General features: G+C 66.4%; 16 protein-coding genes. 12 read left to right on the top strand and 4 right to left on the bottom strand.

Going from position 1 to position 16,576, the window contains the following annotated elements; translation table 11 throughout:
• The first annotated feature begins 9 nt into the window (after positions 1-9).
• From ABIA30_RS10975 to ABIA30_RS10955, 5 genes are all read left to right on the top strand, one after another.
• Positions 10-981 (top strand): bifunctional MaoC family dehydratase N-terminal/OB-fold nucleic acid binding domain-containing protein, encoded by a 972-nt coding sequence (locus ABIA30_RS10975; protein WP_370064991.1) that lies wholly within the window; start codon positions 10-12, stop codon positions 979-981.
• The gene (locus ABIA30_RS10970; RefSeq protein WP_370064989.1) at positions 978-1,406 is read left to right on the top strand and encodes a MaoC family dehydratase; all 429 of its coding nucleotides are present in this window, start codon (positions 978-980) and stop codon (positions 1,404-1,406) included. The genes ABIA30_RS10975 and ABIA30_RS10970 overlap by 4 nt, the downstream gene beginning before the upstream one ends.
• A gap of 2 nt (positions 1,407-1,408) precedes the next feature.
• Positions 1,409-2,563, top strand: coding sequence for a lipid-transfer protein (locus ABIA30_RS10965; protein WP_370065521.1), 1,155 nt, complete (start codon positions 1,409-1,411; stop codon positions 2,561-2,563).
• Positions 2,564-2,773: 210 nt separating this feature from the next.
• On the top strand, positions 2,774-3,877 hold the full coding sequence (locus ABIA30_RS10960) for a hypothetical protein (protein ID WP_370064987.1): 1,104 nt from the start codon (positions 2,774-2,776) through the stop codon (positions 3,875-3,877).
• Between the two features lie 44 nt (positions 3,878-3,921).
• Positions 3,922-4,665, top strand: a complete 744-nt coding sequence (locus ABIA30_RS10955) for a hypothetical protein (protein ID WP_370065519.1) — start codon at positions 3,922-3,924, stop codon at positions 4,663-4,665.
• Positions 4,666-4,737: 72 nt separating this feature from the next.
• Here the strand turns inward: ABIA30_RS10955 and ABIA30_RS10950 are convergent, their stop codons facing one another.
• From ABIA30_RS10950 to kstD, 3 genes are all read right to left on the bottom strand, one after another.
• Positions 4,738-5,880: an MPT63 family protein gene (locus ABIA30_RS10950; RefSeq protein ID WP_370064985.1), complete on the bottom strand. Its 1,143-nt coding sequence runs from the start codon at positions 5,878-5,880 to the stop codon at positions 4,738-4,740.
• Between the two features lie 263 nt (positions 5,881-6,143).
• On the bottom strand, positions 6,144-7,004 hold the full coding sequence (locus ABIA30_RS10945) for a MaoC/PaaZ C-terminal domain-containing protein (RefSeq protein ID WP_370064983.1): 861 nt from the start codon (positions 7,002-7,004) through the stop codon (positions 6,144-6,146).
• 1 nt (position 7,005) lies between these two features.
• Positions 7,006-8,688: a 3-oxosteroid 1-dehydrogenase gene (kstD, locus tag ABIA30_RS10940; protein WP_370064981.1), complete on the bottom strand. Its 1,683-nt coding sequence runs from the start codon at positions 8,686-8,688 to the stop codon at positions 7,006-7,008.
• A gap of 72 nt (positions 8,689-8,760) precedes the next feature.
• On the opposite strand from kstD, the gene ABIA30_RS10935 reads away from it, so the two are divergent.
• From ABIA30_RS10935 to ABIA30_RS10920, 4 genes are all read left to right on the top strand, one after another.
• Complete coding sequence (locus tag ABIA30_RS10935; protein ID WP_370064979.1) at positions 8,761-9,546, top strand: 2-keto-4-pentenoate hydratase; 786 nt, start codon at positions 8,761-8,763, stop codon at positions 9,544-9,546.
• A gap of 31 nt (positions 9,547-9,577) precedes the next feature.
• Positions 9,578-10,489 carry an acetaldehyde dehydrogenase (acetylating) gene (locus ABIA30_RS10930; protein WP_370064977.1) on the top strand — a complete coding sequence of 304 codons (912 nt, stop codon included), beginning with the start codon at positions 9,578-9,580 and terminating at the stop codon, positions 10,487-10,489.
• Positions 10,486-11,550 (top strand): 4-hydroxy-2-oxovalerate aldolase, encoded by a 1,065-nt coding sequence (dmpG, locus tag ABIA30_RS10925; RefSeq protein ID WP_370064975.1) that lies wholly within the window; start codon positions 10,486-10,488, stop codon positions 11,548-11,550. Before ABIA30_RS10930 ends, dmpG begins: the two co-directional genes overlap by 4 nt.
• 159 nt (positions 11,551-11,709) lie before the next feature.
• Positions 11,710-12,531: a class I SAM-dependent methyltransferase gene (locus ABIA30_RS10920; protein ID WP_370064973.1), complete on the top strand. Its 822-nt coding sequence runs from the start codon at positions 11,710-11,712 to the stop codon at positions 12,529-12,531.
• On the opposite strand, the gene ABIA30_RS10915 is transcribed toward ABIA30_RS10920, so the two are convergent.
• Positions 12,478-13,905, bottom strand: a complete 1,428-nt coding sequence (locus tag ABIA30_RS10915; protein WP_370064971.1) for a wax ester/triacylglycerol synthase family O-acyltransferase — start codon at positions 13,903-13,905, stop codon at positions 12,478-12,480. The genes ABIA30_RS10920 and ABIA30_RS10915 overlap by 54 nt on opposite strands.
• A gap of 101 nt (positions 13,906-14,006) precedes the next feature.
• Here ABIA30_RS10915 and ABIA30_RS10910 point away from each other — a divergent pair, with 101 nt between their 5' ends.
• The 3 genes from ABIA30_RS10910 to ABIA30_RS10900 are packed head-to-tail and all read left to right on the top strand — an operon-like array spanning position 14,007 to position 16,551.
• Entirely contained in the window at positions 14,007-15,002 is a 996-nt protein-coding gene (locus ABIA30_RS10910) for an alpha/beta hydrolase (protein WP_370064969.1), read from the top strand.
• Positions 14,993-15,790: an SDR family NAD(P)-dependent oxidoreductase gene (locus tag ABIA30_RS10905; protein WP_370064967.1), complete on the top strand. Its 798-nt coding sequence runs from the start codon at positions 14,993-14,995 to the stop codon at positions 15,788-15,790. Before ABIA30_RS10910 ends, ABIA30_RS10905 begins: the two co-directional genes overlap by 10 nt.
• Positions 15,791-15,792: 2 nt before the next feature.
• On the top strand, positions 15,793-16,551 hold the full coding sequence (locus tag ABIA30_RS10900; RefSeq protein WP_370064965.1) for a glucose 1-dehydrogenase: 759 nt from the start codon (positions 15,793-15,795) through the stop codon (positions 16,549-16,551).
• Positions 16,552-16,576: the final 25 nt, after the last annotated feature.

The raw sequence follows: 16,576 nt of genomic DNA, 5'->3' as shown, positions 1-16,576 counted from the left end.
AAGGTCGAGATGAGCAATCTTCAGGCGGGCATCGACGAGATCATCGCCGCCGGACGCAGCAAGCCGGCGGTGAGCCGGGATCCGGTGAACCAGACCATGATTCATCACTGGACGGACGCGATCGGGGACAAGAACCCGATCTACGTCGACGAGGAAGCCGCCAAGGCGGCCGGCCATGACGGCATCGTCGCGCCGCCCGCGATGATCCAGGTCTGGACCATGATGGGCCTGGGGCGTTCGCGCTCAGAGGACGATCCGCTGGCCCGTGCCATGAAGTTGTTCGACGATGCCGGTTATGTCGGCGTGGTCGCCACCAACTGCGACCAGACCTACCACCGCTACCTGAAGCCGGGCGAGCAGGTCGCGATCAGCGCCGAGATCACCGACGTGGTCGGCCCCAAGCAGACGGCGCTGGGCGAGGGCTATTTCATCAACCAGAAGATTCGCTGGCATGTGGGTGACGAAGAAGTCGCCGACATGGACTGGCGCATCATGAAGTTCCTGCCTGCTGCCAAGCAGCTTGCAGCGCAGGAAGTTTCGGTCCCAGAGGACCTCGACCCGGACAAGCTGATGCGGCCTTCGTCGTCGAAGGACACCCAGTTCTTCTGGGACGGCGTCAACGCACACGAACTGCGGATCCAGAAGCGCCCCGACGGCACGCTGCAGCACCCCCCGGTGCCGGCGTTGTGGAAGGACCACACCGACCCGGTCACCGCCGACGACTACGTTGTCGCGACCGGCCGGGGCATCGTCTTCAGCTATGTGGTGCACCACGCACCGAAGGTGCCCGGCCGCACGCTGCCGTTCATCATCGCGCTCGTCGAACTCGACGAGGGCGTGCGGATGCTCGGCGAGCTGCGCGGCGTCAACTCCGAGGATGTGAAGATCGGAATGCCCGTTCAGGCAGGGTTTATCGACTTCCCGGACAGTGACGTCAGTCCCGCCTGGACCCTGTACGCATGGGAAGGAGTGAACCGATGACAACGCACCAGTCTGATGTCGCTGCCGGAGCGGTTCCGACGGTGGGCACCAAGCTGCCCGAGCTGTCGATCTACGGCGACCCGACGTTCATCGTCTCCACTGCCATCGCCACCCGGGACTATCAGGATGTGCACCACGACCGAGACAAGGCGCAGGCCAAGGGCTCCAAGGACATTTTCGTCAACATCCTGACCGACACCGGTCTGGTGCAGCGGTACGTCACGGACTGGGCCGGGCCGAACGCCGTCATCAAGTCGATCAAGTTGCGTCTGGGTGTGCCCTGGTACGCCTACGACACCATCACCTTCCGCGGTGAGGTCACCGCGGCCGTGGGTGACCTGGTGACGCTGAAAGTGGTGGGCAGCAACAGCCTTGGCGATCACGTCATCGCCACCTCGACGCTCACGATGGGAGCAGCACAGTGAGCATCTCCGGTAAGGCAGCCATCGCCGGTATCGGCGCCACCGACTTCTCCAAGAACTCGGGCCGCAGCGAATTACGGTTGGCTGCCGAGGCCGTGACCGACGCGCTGAACGATGCGGGCTTGTCGCCCAAGGACGTCGACGGCCTGGTGACCTTCACCATGGACTCCAATCTGGAGACCGCGGTGGCCCGGTCGACCGGCATCGGGGAGTTGAAGTTCTTCAGCCAGATCGGTTACGGCGGCGGCGCCGCAGCGGCGACCGTGCAGCAGGCGGTGCTGGCGGTGGCCACCGGCGTTGCGGAATGCGTTGTGGCATACCGGGCATTCAACGAGCGCTCAGGGCACCGCTTCGGCCAGGTGATGACCGGGCTGACTGTCAATGCCGATTCCCGTGGTGTCGAGTACAGCTGGTCCTACCCGCACGGGCTGAGCACCCCGGCCGCTTCGGTCGCCATGGTCGCCCAGCGCTACATGCACGAATACGGCGCCACCAGTGCCGATTTCGGCGTGGTGTCGGTGGCCGACCGCAAGCACGCGGCCACAAACCCGAAGGCCCACTTCTACGGCAAGCCGATCACCATCGAGGACCACCAGAACTCGCGCTTCATCGCCGACCCCCTGCGGCTGCTGGACTGCTGCCAGGAGACCGACGGTGGCGTCGCGATCGTGGTGACCACGCCCGAGCGCGCCAAGGACCTCAAGCAGCGTCCGGTGATCGTCGAAGCGGCCGCGCAGGGCGCAGGCCAGGATCAGTTCACCATGTACTCGTACTACCGGGACGAGCTGGGTCTGCCCGAGATGGGTCTGGTCGGCCGACAGCTCTGGGGACAGAGCGGCTTGACGCCGAACGACATCCAAACCGCGATCCTGTACGACCACTTCACCCCGTACACGCTGTTGCAGCTCGAGGAACTCGGCTTCTGCGGCAAGGGCGAGGCCAAGGACTTCATCGCCGGTGGTGCGATCGAGCTGGGCGGCCGGCTACCGATCAACACCCATGGCGGTCAGCTCGGTGAGGCCTACATCCACGGTATGAACGGCATCGCAGAGGGCGTGCGTCAGCTGCGCGGAACCTCGGTGAATCAGGTGCCGGACGTCGAGCACGTGCTGGTCACCGCAGGCACCGGCGTACCGACAAGCGGCCTGATCCTGGGCTGAATCTCTCCCGCGAGCGGTCGCAAAAGTGCCCTGAATCAGCAGATTCAGGTCACTTTTGCCGTTGCCGGGCCTCCGGACTCTCCCGTGGTGGGCACCTCCGGCGTGCTGGCGTGGCGTACGGCGCACGGTTTAGTTCGCGTCGGCGGGCGTCCGGATCCGCGGTAACCTCGAGACTGACGCAGGGGTGGGTCGCGGAAGGGGGCCGTGTCGATGGGGATTCAGCCGGATAGCAGCCCATATGGGTCGCAGACGGTGACCGGACCGGCGTGGCCGAACGTCCAGGAGGAACAGCTCGAAGAGGCGGCTACGCACTATCAGGCGTTGGCCACCAAGATCACCGGATCGGTTGTTCCGCAGCAGCACAGCCAGCTGATGAGTCTGACCGATACTTGGACCGGTGCCGGCTCGCTCGCCGCATCGGGTGAAGCCACGACGATCATCGGTGGACACGAGGCCAACGGTGCCCAGGCCGCGGCCATCGCCGCCAAACTACAGTCGATGGTCGCTGCGGTGATCCGCACCAAGAACCTGGTCAATGCCACCGCCGAGGAAACTCAGCAGGAATGCATGGCGTTGTCCGCCGCGCCGTTCCCGAATGTCCAGGAGCTGATCCAAGCCCGGATCAAGGCCGGCATGTCCACGAACATCGCGGCTGTGACGGCCGCGGCCACCGAGATGGCGAACGTGATCGGGGCGCCACCCAGCATTCCCAGCGCCGGTGTGCCGCCGCAGGTGGAGCAGGCCGCGCAGAAGGCGGCAGATCAGGCCAATCCGCAGGACATGATGCAGCTGCTGAGCCAGATGGGCCAGATGGCCGGCCAGCTTCCGCAGATGCTCGGGCAATTACCGCAGCAGGCGATGCAGCCGCTGCAGCAGCTCTCGCAGCCCTTGCAACAGTTGACGTCGTTGTTCACCAGTGGCGGGCAGGCCAAGTCGGTCCCCGGTCTGGGGACCTCACCGTTCTCGGCGTTTTCCAATCACCCGTTGGCCGGGGGATCCGGCGCCGGCGGTGGAGGCGGTATGACGAAAGCAGCGGGGTTGCCGGGCGGTGGCGGCGGCGCGGCGACCCGCACCCCGTTGTTGGCGAAGATGGTCGGCCCCTTACCCGCTGCCACCGCGCCGGCCGGCGCCGCCGCGGGGATCGCTGCACTGGGGATGGCGCCGGTGGCCGCCGGCGCCGGCGGAGCCATGGGTGGTGGAGGCATGCCCATGATGGGCCACCGAGGTGAAAGCGGCGGTAGAGCTGCCGCACTCGCGGTGCCCGCTCCACTTGATCACGATGTCGAGGACGAAGACGCCGACGACGACTGGTGAGCCTTGACCGGCTCATCGAAGCGAGAGGAGTTGTAGCCGTGGGTATGTCGCCATTACAGACGCCGGGGAGCATCAGCTGGAGCCCCGCGTCGGTCGAATTGCCTGATATGCCGATGATCCAGCCCGGTGAGGACGCGATGAGCGCGACGATCGCCGCGGTGCTACCGGCCATGGCCGCTGACATGACCGCGAATGTGGTGTCGCTGCAGGCCAAAGAGGGCATGTTCTCGGGCAAGGTCGACGCCGCGTCGTCGGCGTATCAGAACGCCGATGATTCGGGGAAGTCATCCATCGGGCAGATGGGCCAGATGCTGGGCCAGCTCGGGCAGATGGGGCAGCAGGCCGGTCAGATGGCCGGTCAGGCCGGCGGCCCGGTGGGGCAGCTTGGTCAGCAAGCAGGTCAGTTCGGTCAGATGATCCAGCAGGCCATGCAGGGCAAGGGCGGCGAAGGCGGCGGCCCTGGCGGTGCGCCAGGTGATCCCGGTCAAACGGGGCAGGGCACGCCGGGTGCGCCGGGACAACCGCCGCAACCCGACGCGCGTCAGGCCCAGCAGGACACCCGTCAGCAGCAACAGGACGCGCGTCAGGTGCAGCAAGACTCGCGCCAGGAGCAGCAGGACACCCGGGAGACCCAGCAGGATCGGCGGGAGGCCCAGCAGGATCAGCGCGAAGTGCACCAGAGCGCGCCGGCCGCGGGTCCCGGCCCGCAGGCGCCCGGTGCCGGCCCGGTGCCGGTGGCACCCGTTGCGCCGCCTCGACACGGTGGGGACGTCGCCCGCGAGATGTAATTCGACGGCAAAAAGATTGGGGCCCAGTCGCTTTCGTAGCGACTGGGCCCCATCTCTGGGTCTGGCCTCCAGTTAGGAAGTCGGTGCAGCGGTGGCCGGCGCACCGGCGCTCGTGTTGGCTGCCGGGGCAGCGGCGCCCTGGGCCGGGCTGGCGACGCCGGCCGCTGCGGGCTGTGCGCCGGCAGCGGGAGTCGGCGCAGCCGGGGCGGCGGGTGCCGACGGGGTGGGTCCGCTGACTGCGGCCGCGGCCCCGGGGCTGGCTTCGGGTGCCGACTGGGTGCCCGCCGGAGCCGGAGCGTTGGCCGCGGCCGGGGTACCTGCCGGAGCGTTGGCTGCGGCCGGAGTGCCAGCCGGTGCCGGCGCCCCTGCGGGCGTACCGGCCGGGGTACTGCCGTCGGCGGGCACGGTCGCCGGGCCCTGCGACGCCGGAACTGTGTTGGGCTGGGCGGCCGTTGCGGGCTGGGTGCCGTCGGTGGGCTGAGCACCGGCGACGGGCTGCGTACCAGTGGCGGGCTGCGTACCAGTGGCGGGCTGCGTACCGGCGAGGGGCTGAGCACCGGTGGCGGCCGGCACTGTGCCTGCCGGAGCACCTGCGGCGGCACCGAGGCTGCCGGTGGGCGCTGCGATCGTGGCGTTGGCGGCGGGAGCCGCGGCGGGCGTTGCCGCCGGAGCGGCGGCTGTGCCGGCAGGTGCCGCGGCGTGAGCGCCGCCCGAGGTCGGGGCTGCCGCCGGGGCGGTGGTCGATGATCCCTGCCAGCTCAGCAGGTCATGGCCACCGGCGTTGTAGACGACGCTCTGCGGGGCCGGCCCGGTGACATCGAAGTACACCTTGCCGGTGGACTTCTGTCCCTGGCCGAGCGTGGCCGGGTTGACACCCTGCGGGGTCGCGACGCCGAACAGCACGCGGTAGTTCTGACCATCGGCGGCCCGAGCGTTCAGGTTGGACACAATCGGAGTGGCGCCGCCCTGGATGGCCTCATCGGTGGCGGTGGCCTCCCACAAGGTGCCGTTGGCGGCGTAAGGGATGGCGTCGGTGCTGGGCTTGAGGTCGGTGATGGTCCAACCCTGCACGCTGTTGCCGTCGATCAGCTTGGCCTGCTGGCCAAGGGACGCCGTCGTGGTGCTGACCGAGTCGTCGGCCCATGCCAGCGGCGCGGCGATGGCAGCGGCAGCAGCAGCCGCTGCGGCAGCGGCGGTGATCTTGATGATGTTCACGGTGGTTCGCTCCTAAGTCGTCCGACGGGCGGCTTCCCCCGACAGAAGTTTGGTCACACGTTATTTACTACGCATACGGAAATTAGCAGGTTAGGGGCTTGCCGTGGGCCGCGGTGCGCATAACTGCGGCTGACGTGGTGCGGCTCAGTCTTTGCTGAGGCGACGTGAGATCGCCGAGAGTGCAGCTAAAAATATTGTTGAGTACCGGTCTGAAATAGCGGAGCCGCCGCGGTGACAGTGGCCACCGCGACGGCTCTACTAAATCAGGATGCGACTAATTCCACGCCCGAGAGCACGACGGTGTTGTCGCGGCTCGGGACCGTCAGCACGCCGGTGATCGTGTCGCCCTCACGCCACAAGTTCGCCTGCAGCGTCTCGCCGGGAAACACCACGCCGGCGAACCGGGCGCCGTAGGACCGCACCCGCCCGGCGTCGCCGTCGAGCACATTGTCGACGATGGCCTTGCAGCCGATGCCGTAGCTGCACAGGCCGTGCAGGATCGGGCGGTCGAAGCCTGCGGCCTTGGCGAAGCCGGGATCCGAGTGCAGCGGATTGCGGTCACCGCAGAGGCGGTACAGCAGCGCCTGCTGTGGCAGCGTCGGCAGGTCGACGGTCAGATCCGGGGCGCGGTCGGGCTCGGAGGCGGTGCTCGCCGGACCCCGGTCGCCACCGAAACCACCCTCGCCGCGGGCGAAAATGGACCGCTTCTGCTTCCACAGCGGAGCGCCGTCCAGGGTGGTCACCGTGGTCTCCGACCAGATGACCGCGGCCTTGCCCTTGTCCCAGATCTCGGTGAACTTCTGCACGGCCCGTCCAGAGCCCGACGGCGGGATGGGAGCGTCGACGTACACCGCCTCGCTGGCGTGCAGCACCTTGCTCAGTTCGATGTCGATGCCCGGGAACTGCACCGTCGGCGGCTCGGTCATGTGGAAGCTCTGCGCCACGTTGCCGAATGTCGGCAGCACCTGCGGGGTGTTGTCGACCAGGTAGCGCAGCTCCTTCTCGCTCATCGGGTCGGTGCCGGCGCCCAGGCCCAGGTGGTAGAGCTGGATATCGCTACTGCTCCACGAGAATTCGACCGGCGCCAGCTCCGCGCCCAAGGCTTCGTCGAGATTGATCGGCATGTCAGCCCTTTCCTGCGATGTGCAGTGCCGCAAGGTATCCGAAGGTCATCGCGGGGCCGATGGTCCCGCCGGGGCCGGGGTAGGTGTGGCCCATGACCGGCGCGCTGACGTTGCCCGACGCGTACAGCCCTGCGATCACCGAGCCGTCCTCGCGCAGCGCGCGGCCGTGCACGTCGGTGACGATGCCGCCTTTGGTGCCCAGGTCGCCGGGCACCATCTTGGCTGCGTAGAACGGCCCGTGCTTGATCTCGCCCAGGTTCGGGTTCGGCTTGTTGGTCGGGTCGCCGTAGTACCGGTCGTAGGCGCTCTCACCGCGATGGAAGTCCTCGTCGACGCCGCTGCGCGCGAAGCCGTTGAACCGCTCGATGGTGGCCTTCAGCGCCTCCACCGGGACGCCGGTCTTGCCGGCGAGTTCCTCGATGGTGTCGGCCTTGACGATCACGCCGGACTCCGACCACTTCTTCGGAATACGTTGCCCCGGTTGCAGACCCGCGAAGATGTACCGGTCGCGGTACTGCTGGTCGAACAGCAGCCAGGCCGGCACGTTCTCGCCCGGGCCGTCGCCCTGGCCGAACTGGCCGCCGTACATGTGGTGGCAGGCCTCCACGTACGGCATCGACTCGTTCATGAATCGCTTGCCGTTCATGTTGACGATGATCGAGCCGGGGGAGTTGCGCTCGGACAGCGCGAACCACGGTGAGTCGACCAGCGGAACCGTCGGGCCCCACCAGGCGTCTTCCATGATGTCCATTGCCGCACCGAGCTTTTCGGCGGCCAGGATGCCGTCACCCGTGTTAGCCACCGCGCCGACGGTCCAATCGGTGGTGATCGGCTGACGCTGGTACTTGGTGCGCATCTCCTGGTTGTGCTCGAAACCGCCGCTGCCCAGGATTACCGCCTTGCGGGCCCGGATCAGTTGCGGCTCAGCGCTCTCCGGCGCGTCGGTCTTGCGCACGTAGATGCCGCGGACGACACCGTCCTCGATGTAGAGGTCGGTCAATGCGGTGTTCAGCTCGACCGGGACGCCGGCGTCGCGCAGGCCGATCCGCATCGGGGCGATCAGTGCACGACCCATGCCGACCAGGTTCTTGCCGGTGGCCTGGGCGAACATCGCGCGGACACCGACCTTGAGGCTGCGCAGCACTCCGCGGGGGTGGCGCTTGAGCTGGTTGAGGCGCACGTAGTCCTGTTGCATCACAACCATGTTCAGCGGCACCTTGCCGTATGCCGGCTCCAGGCCGGCCATGTCGGCGCCGAGCTTCTTGGCGTTGAACGGCTTGGGTTCGACGGACCGTCCGCCGGCCCGGCCGCCCTCGGTCTCGGGGTAGTAGTCGGAGTAGTTCGGCACCCAACAGAGCTTGAGCGGAGAGTTCTGCAGGACGAACGACAGCATCTCGGGCCCGCGCCGTAGATAGGTGTCGATCTTCTCGGCGGGCACCACGTCGCCGACGATGTTGTGAAGGTAGGTGCGGGCCGCTTCGGGGGTGTCCGTGACCCCCGCACGCTGCAGAATCTCATTGTTCGGGATCCACACGCCACCACCTGACCGCGCAGTGGAACCTCCGTAGTGCGGCGCCTTTTCAACGACTACTGTCGAAAGTCCCTGATGGGCTGCGGTGAGGGCGGCAACCATGCCGGCCGCACCACTACCTACGACGACAACGTCGTACTCCTGTCCTGTCATGTAGAACACGTTATAGAATTGCCCGGCCTGTGGACAACTGCGCCGGTCCATCAAGTTAGGGGAATTCACGAAATGCTGTCCGATGCTGTGCGTGCCGAACTGGCTGCCGCTCTGGCTCAGGCCGAGCGATCCCGGGTGCCCATCACCCCGATGACGGACGCGTACCCGGACATGGATGTCGTCGACGCCTACGAGGTTCAGTTGATCAACATTCGGCAGCGAATTGCCGAAGGTGCCCGCGTGGCGGGACACAAGGTTGGTTTGTCCAGCGAGGCCATGCAAAAAATGATGGGAGTGGACGAACCCGACTACGGGCACTTGCTGGCCGATATGGAGGTGTTCGAAGACGTGCCGGTCGTGACGTCGAAATACCTCTACCCGAGGGTCGAGGTCGAGGTGGGTTTCATCTTGGCCGATGACCTGCCGGGTGCCGGCTGCACCGAGGACGACGTGCTGGCGGCCACGGCTGCCTACGTGCCGTCGATCGAACTGATCGACACCCGTATCACCGATTGGAAGATCAAGTTGTGCGACACCATCGCCGACAACGCCTCGTCGGCGGGCTGGGTGCTGGGCAAAGAGCGGGTGTCGCCCAAAGACCTGGACATCTGCAACATCGACGCGGTGCTCAAGCGGGGCGGCGAGACCATCGCCGAGGGTCGCAGCGACGCGGTGCTCGGTAACCCGGTGACCGCGGTGGCCTGGCTGGCCCGCAAGGTCGACCAGTTCGGCGTGCGCCTCAAGGCCGGTGACGTGGTGCTGCCCGGCGCCTGCATGCGTGCGATCGATGCCCGTCCGGGCGACGACTTCGTCGCCGAATTCGCCGGATTGGGTTCCGTCCACCTGTCTTTCGAGTAATTCTCAAAGTTTTCCATCAAGAGGAGCGAGCATGTCCAAAGCCAGTGTCGCCATCGTCGGCTCCGGCAACATCAGCACCGACCTGCTGTACAAGCTGTTGCGGTCGGATTGGCTGGAACCCCGCTGGATGATCGGCATCGACCCCGACAGCGAGGGCCTGGCCCGCGCCCGCAAGCTGGGTCTGGAGACCAGCCACGAAGGGGCGGACTGGCTGCTGGCGCAGAGCGAAAGGCCGGACTTCGTCTTCGAGGCCACCAGCGCCTACGTGCACAAGGCGTACGCGCCCCGGTACGAGGAAGCCGGCATCCGGGCCATCGATCTGACCCCAGCCGCCGTCGGCCCCGGCGTCATCCCGCCCGCCAACCTGCGGGCGCACCTCGACGCGCCCAACGTCAACATGGTCACCTGCGGTGGCCAGGCCACCATCCCGATGGTCTACGCGGTATCGCGCGTCGTGGACGTGCCTTACGCCGAGATCGTGGCTTCGGTGTCGTCGGCTTCGGCCGGTCCCGGCACCCGGGCCAACATCGATGAGTTCACCAAGACCACCAGCGCCGGAGTTCGCGACATCGGTGGGGCCAAGGACGGCAAGGCCATCATCATCCTGAACCCGGCGGATCCGCCAATGATCATGCGCGACACCATCTTCTGTGCCATCCCCGAAGACGCCGACCACGCCGCCATCACGCAGTCGATCAAGGATGTGGCCGCCGAGGTGCAGACCTACGTGCCCGGTTACCGCCTGCTCAACGAGCCGCAGTTCGACGAGCCGTCGATGGTCAACGGTGGCCAGCATGTCGTCAGCATTTTCGTCGAGGTGGAGGGTGCGGGAGACTACCTGCCGCCCTACGCTGGAAACCTGGACATCATGACCGCCGCGGCCACCAAGGTGGGCGAAGAAATTGCGAGGGATCGCGTCGTCACGTCAGGAGTTAAGGCATGAGCACCGCACTTGAACCCGGAGACATCTTCTTCGACGCCGCCTGGGATGTCCGGATGACGGACACCTCGCTGCGCGACGGCTCGCACCACAAGCGCCACCAGTTCACCGGTGACGAGGTCCGTGCGATCGTCGGCGCGCTCGACAATGCCGGTGTTCCGGTCATCGAGGTCACCCACGGTGACGGGCTCGGTGGTTCGAGCTTCAACTACGGGTTCTCCAAGACCCCGGAGCAAGAGCTGATCACCATCGCGGCCGAGACCGCGCGCAAAGCCAAGATCGCCTTCCTGATGCTGCCGGGCGTGGGCACCAAGGAAGACATCCGCGTGGCCCAGGGCAACGGCGGCTCGATCTGCCGCATCGCCACCCACTGCACCGAGGCCGACGTCTCGATCCAGCACTTCGGTTTCGCCCGGGATCTCGGTCTGGAGACCGTGGGCTTCTTGATGATGAGCCACACCATCTCCCCGGAGAAGTTGGCCGCGCAGGCCCGCATCATGGCCGACGCCGGCTGTCAGTGCGTGTACGTCGTCGACTCGGCGGGTGCGCTGGTCCTCGATGCGGTGGCCGACCGTGTTGCCGCATTGGTCGCCGAGCTGGGTAACGATGCCCAGGTTGGCTTCCACGGACACGAGAACCTGGGGCTGGGCGTCGCCAACTCGGTCGAGGCCGTGCGCGCGGGTGCCAAGCAGATCGACGGCTCTTGCCGCCGGTTCGGTGCCGGTGCCGGCAACGCTCCGGTCGAGGCGCTCATCGGCGTGTTCGACAAGATCGGCGTCAAGACCGGTATCGACTTCTTCGACATCGCCGACGCGGCGGAAGAGGTTGTCGCCCCGGCGATGCCGGCCGAGTGCCTGCTTGACCGCAACGCGCTGATCATGGGCTACTCGGGTGTGTACTCGAGCTTCCTCAAGCACGCGGTGCGCCAATCCGAGCGCTACGGGGTTCCGGCCCACCAGCTGCTGCACCGGGCCGGTCAACGCAAGCTGATCGGTGGCCAGGAGGACCAGCTGATCGACATCGCGCTGGAGATCAAGCGCGAGCAGGCCGAAGCGGGCGCATAACTCCCCGCCGAGTGTTGTTGGAAATGGCCGCAGAATCAGCTGATTCTGCGGCCATTTCACTCGCGTTCGACGGTGCGGGCCGGTCAGCTTCGGCCATCCGGCGCGGGCCGGTCGACTGTAGGTCACCAATCGACTGGGCGCAGTTCTAACATCGGCTTCATGACGACCATTGATGGCAGCACGCTCGAGGGCGTCTCGGCGACGACACTGTGGACGCTGCACAATCGGGCAAGCGAAGCGAAGCGTCGCGACGGCAGTCTCGAAGATCCTTATGCAGTAGCGCTGTTCGACACCATCGACTACGACTACCTCAAGTTCGGCAACCCCAACCAATCCCACGCGTTGCGGGCCAAGGCGTTCGATGCCGCTGCAACCGTTTACCTGCGAACGCATCCGAACGCCTCGGTGGTGGCACTGGCCGAAGGGCTCCAGACAAGTTTCTGGCGCTTGCAGTCCATGGGACTCGCGGACAACTTGAGGTGGTATTCGGTCGATCTTCCCGCGGTGGTGACGCTGCGTGAACAGTTGCTTCCGCCGGATGATCGGATCACCGCGTTGGCGCAGTCGGCGTTGGACTTCAGTTGGATGGATCAGGTGGATGGCACTGACGGCGCATTCATCACCGCTGAGGGGCTGCTCATGTATCTGGAACCCGATGACGTTCGCGCTCTGATAGCTGCCTGTGCAACCCGGTTCCCTGGCGGCCAGTTGATGTTCGACTCCATTCCGACATGGCTGAGCGACAGAACATTGAAGGGCTGGAAGTTGTCCGAGCGCTACACGGCACCGCCGATGCCGTTTGGCGTCAGCCCTGATGAGGCGATCGCGATGGCACTGCAGATTCCCGGCGTGGTTGCGGCCCGGGATGTCCCACATATGCCAGGTCGTGGCGTGTTCAAGTTGTTTTCGTCGCCGACCTTGGACAGGTTAGGCGTTTTTCACCGGAACCGGCCCAGCATGACCCTGGTGACCTTCGGCTGAGCGTGCCACCAACTCGGCCAGCGCGGCGGGCAGTCGATCGGCGATGACCTGCGTGTCGGGGACCTGATCGGCGCAACTGAGCACGCAGATCTGCATCTGCCCCTCGTAGCTCCACCCGGTTATGTTCAGGCCCATCGGAAACACAAGTGGCCCAGTGGAAATCAGCTGCTCCACCGGTGCTCCGCCGAAGTACAGCCGCTGCGGTCCGCGCATGTTGGAGGCGATCATGCTGAACATCGGACGCTTCTTGAGCTTTGCCCCGACAATCGGCAGGCCGCGTGAATAGAACTTGAACAGCGGCCAGTACTCCATCCAGTCGTGCTGCAGCCAGGCGTCGCGCTCGGCCTGCACCTCGCGTGCGGTGCCGGTGTTGGCCGCGATGGCCTGAAGGCGCTCAACGGGATCGGCGATGTCCGTGGCGATATCGACATTCCAGCGGGCCACTTTGTTGCCCCAGCGGTCACCGTCTTCGGGGCGCATCGACACCGGCACCACGGCCGTCATCGAGTCCTCGCTGATCGACCCGCGGGAGGCCTGGTATTCACGCATCACGGTGCTGCACAGGGCGAGGAACACATCGTTGACGCTCACCCCGAAGGCCTTTGACACCTGCTTGATCTGCGCCATATCGCAAGCGCGATAAGCGAACCCGCGCTTGGCGCTCAGCGGTTCGTTGATGGGTAGCGCCGGCGGCACGAAGGCCTCGGCATAGCCCGGCTTGCCGGCCTTCTGCCTGCGCCGGATGGTGCCGGTGACCTTGGCGGTACGGGTCACGATGCTGGGGAGCTTCCGAAGTGCCTTGGCCTGATGGCGCGCCACCATCGGGAACCACTCGGCCGCCGGCGGCCGGTGCTCGTGGGGTGCCGGGTCCGGCGACGGTCCCGGCAACCGCGCGGCCGCGTCGCTGCTGTAGAACAGCTCGAGCAGATTCTTCGAAGCCATGCCGTCGGCCAGCGCGTGATGAAGCTTGAGCACCAGGGCAATCCGGCCGTCGGCCAGGCCGTCGATGTACCAGAGCTGCCACAGCGGCCGGCTGCGGTCCAGTGGCTCCTCGAACAGCTCGGCGATGGCCGCGCCCAATTCGGCATTGCCGCCCGGTGCGGCCGCGGTGGAGCGACGCACGTGATAGTCCAGGTCGCCCCGAGCTTGGGTGATCCACCATGGCCGACCTGAGCCGACCCGCGGCGACATCAGCTGCCATTGCAACGGCTCCACGCGGTCGACCAGACCCGGCACTGCGGCGCGCACCGCCTCGAAGGTGAGGGGCTCATGCCCCTGGCTGGGATCCAGCACGGCAGCCTTGATGGTTTGCTGCGGCTGCACGTCGCTTTCCCATGCCAGGAAGCTGTTGTCCTCGCCCGATAAACGTCGCATACGTCACTTCTACTCGTAGCGTGTGATGAACTGAACAACATGTCTCAGTCATCGGGACTTGCTGATGTTCGGTCGATGTGTCCCGTCGTACCGTACAAGCCATGACGAGTGCAGGAGCCGAAACCGCAGACCGGATGGCAGCGGCTTTCGCGTCGATCGCCGACGGCACCGGCACCGCCGCGGACGTGCGGGCCAGCTTGAAAGCGAGCCGCAAACCGGCCGAGTCGGTGGAGGTCGCCGGCGTCACCAACCGGAGGATCGACGGACCTGAGGGTCTGCAGTCGATCCCGGTCCGCGTCTATCACCCGCTGGGCGCGGCCGAGGGTGCACTGACGGCCGAGCCGTCAAATAAGGCACTGACGGCCGAGCCGTCAGATAAGGCGCTGCCGGTGCTGGTGTACTTCCACGGCGGCGGATTCGTGCTGTGCGACTTGGATTCTCACGACTCCTGCTGCCGGCGCCTGGCCAACGGTGCGGGTGCCATCGTGGTCTCGGTGGACTATCGGCTGGCTCCGGAGAGCCCCTTCCCGGCGGCGGTTGACGACGCCTGGGCCGCGGTGCAGTGGGTGTCCCAGCATGCCGTTGATCTCGGCGGCGACCCGCAGCGTCTGGTGGTGGCGGGTGACAGTGCCGGCGGCAACCTGGCCGCAGTGGTGTCGATGATGGCGCGCGATCAGGGCGGCCCGGCGATCGCTTTCCAACTGCTGATCTACCCGGTGGTCGATCAGCGTCGCAAGGCTTCTGCCACAAGCGAATACTCCCGATCGGGTAGTGCACTGAGCGGTGATCACATGCGGTGGTTCACCCAGCAGTACCTCGGCGCCGAAGGGGACCGCACCGACGTGCTGGCCTCCCCGATCCTCGGAGACTTCACCGGTCTGCCGCCGGCGCACATCGTCACCGGGGAGAAAGACCCGTTGCGCGCCGAGGAAGAGCTGTACGCCGAGCTGCTGCGCGGCGCCGGTGTTCCGGTGACGATCACCAACTACGACAACATGTTTCACGGGTTCTTCAACTTGGCTGACCAGCTGCCGATCGCCCGGCAGGCCACCGACGATGTCTGCGAAATTCTGAACGGAGTACTGAAATGCAACTGAGGAACAGCCGAGTGCTGGTCACCGGCGCCAGCCGTGGCCTGGGCAAGCACATCGCCCAGGCGGTGGCCCGGCACGGTGCCGAGGTCGCGGTGGTCGCCCGTAACGGTGACCAGCTCGAGGTATTGGCGAAAGAGCTTGGTGGTAAGGCATATCCGACCGATCTGATGGACCCGGCGGCCGTCGAAGCGCTGCTCGACCGGGTGGAGGCCGACGGCCCGGTCGACGTCATCATCAACAACGCGGGTGTCGACCGGGTGGGCCGGTTCTACGAGGCGTCCTCGGAGGACGTGCGAGACCTGTTGCAGGTCAACCTGATTGCGCCGATGGAGCTGTGTCGTCAGGCGATGCCGCGGATGTTGCAGCGGGGCCGCGGCCACATCGTCAACGTGTCGTCGATGGGCGCCATCTCCACCGGACCGGGCGTCACCCTGTACGGCGCCTCCAAGGCCGGGCTCAGCCACTTCACCGCCGGCATCCGCTCGGAACTGCGCAACAAGCCGGTCAACACCACGCTGGTGCAGATCGGCGAGGTCAAGACCGACATGATCGACCACATCCGGGCATTCGGTCCGGCTCGCCGCACCATCGAGCGGTCACTGAAATGGCGGATGATTCCGCAGGAGCCGCTGGATGCGGACATGGTCGCCGAGGCCATTGCCGATGCCATCGAAGAGAACCGTAAACACGTCATCCTGCCCAAGCGCATCGCGATGATGGCCAACTTCACCGAGTTCCCGCGCCGGGTCTCCGAGCTGATGCTGACCGGTATCGACCAGGATTCCGACTAGCAGTGGATCTCACCGGCAAAGTCGCGATCATCACCGGCGCGGCGCGTGGTCAGGGGGAGGCCGAGGCCCGGCTGTTCGCCGCGCTGGGCGCCCGCGTGGTGCTGACCGATGTGCTGGTGGAAGACGGCGAGCGGGTCGCTGCGTCGATCGGCGCCGTGGCGCGCTTCCAGCGGCACGATGTCGCCAGCGAAACCGATTGGCAGGCAACGGTCGAGCTGGCGCTGAGTGAGTTCGGCCGGGTCGACGCACTGGTCAACAACGCAGCGATCTGCACCGTCGAGCCGCTGATGGCACACACCGCCGCGACTTTTGAGCGGCAGCTGCAGGTCAACCTGATCGGGCCGTTCCTGGGTACGCAGGCCGTCGTCGAACCCATGCGCGCGGCCGGCGGCGGGTCGATCATCAACATCTCCTCGCAAGCCGGCCTGCAGGGGCTGGCCGGTTACAGCGCCTATGGCGCGTCCAAGTGGGGACTGCGTGGATTCTCCAAAGTCGCGGCGATCGAACTGGGCCCCTTGGGTATTCGGGTCAACACCGTGTACCCGGGCATGATCGACACCCCGATGGTGGCGCACCTGTCGGTACAGCGCGGGCCCGGTGGTCATGCGGGTGCACCGCTGACCCGGGTCGGTGCGCCGGAGGAGGTCGCCGAGGTGGTGGCGTTCCTGGCCTCCGATGCGTCGTCGTACATGACCGGAGCGGATTTGGCAGTCGACGGCGGCGCCAGTGCCGGCCGAATCCCGATCGTTCCGACCCATTAGCTAGGCGAACTGTCAGACTTCCCCG

Origin of the sequence: Mycobacterium sp. MAA66, assembly GCF_041261665.1 — a bacterium.
Taxonomy (GTDB): domain Bacteria; phylum Actinomycetota; class Actinomycetes; order Mycobacteriales; family Mycobacteriaceae; genus Mycobacterium.
The sequence above is the reverse complement of the archived record's forward strand: the minus strand, read 5'-3'. Positions and strand labels throughout refer to the sequence as shown.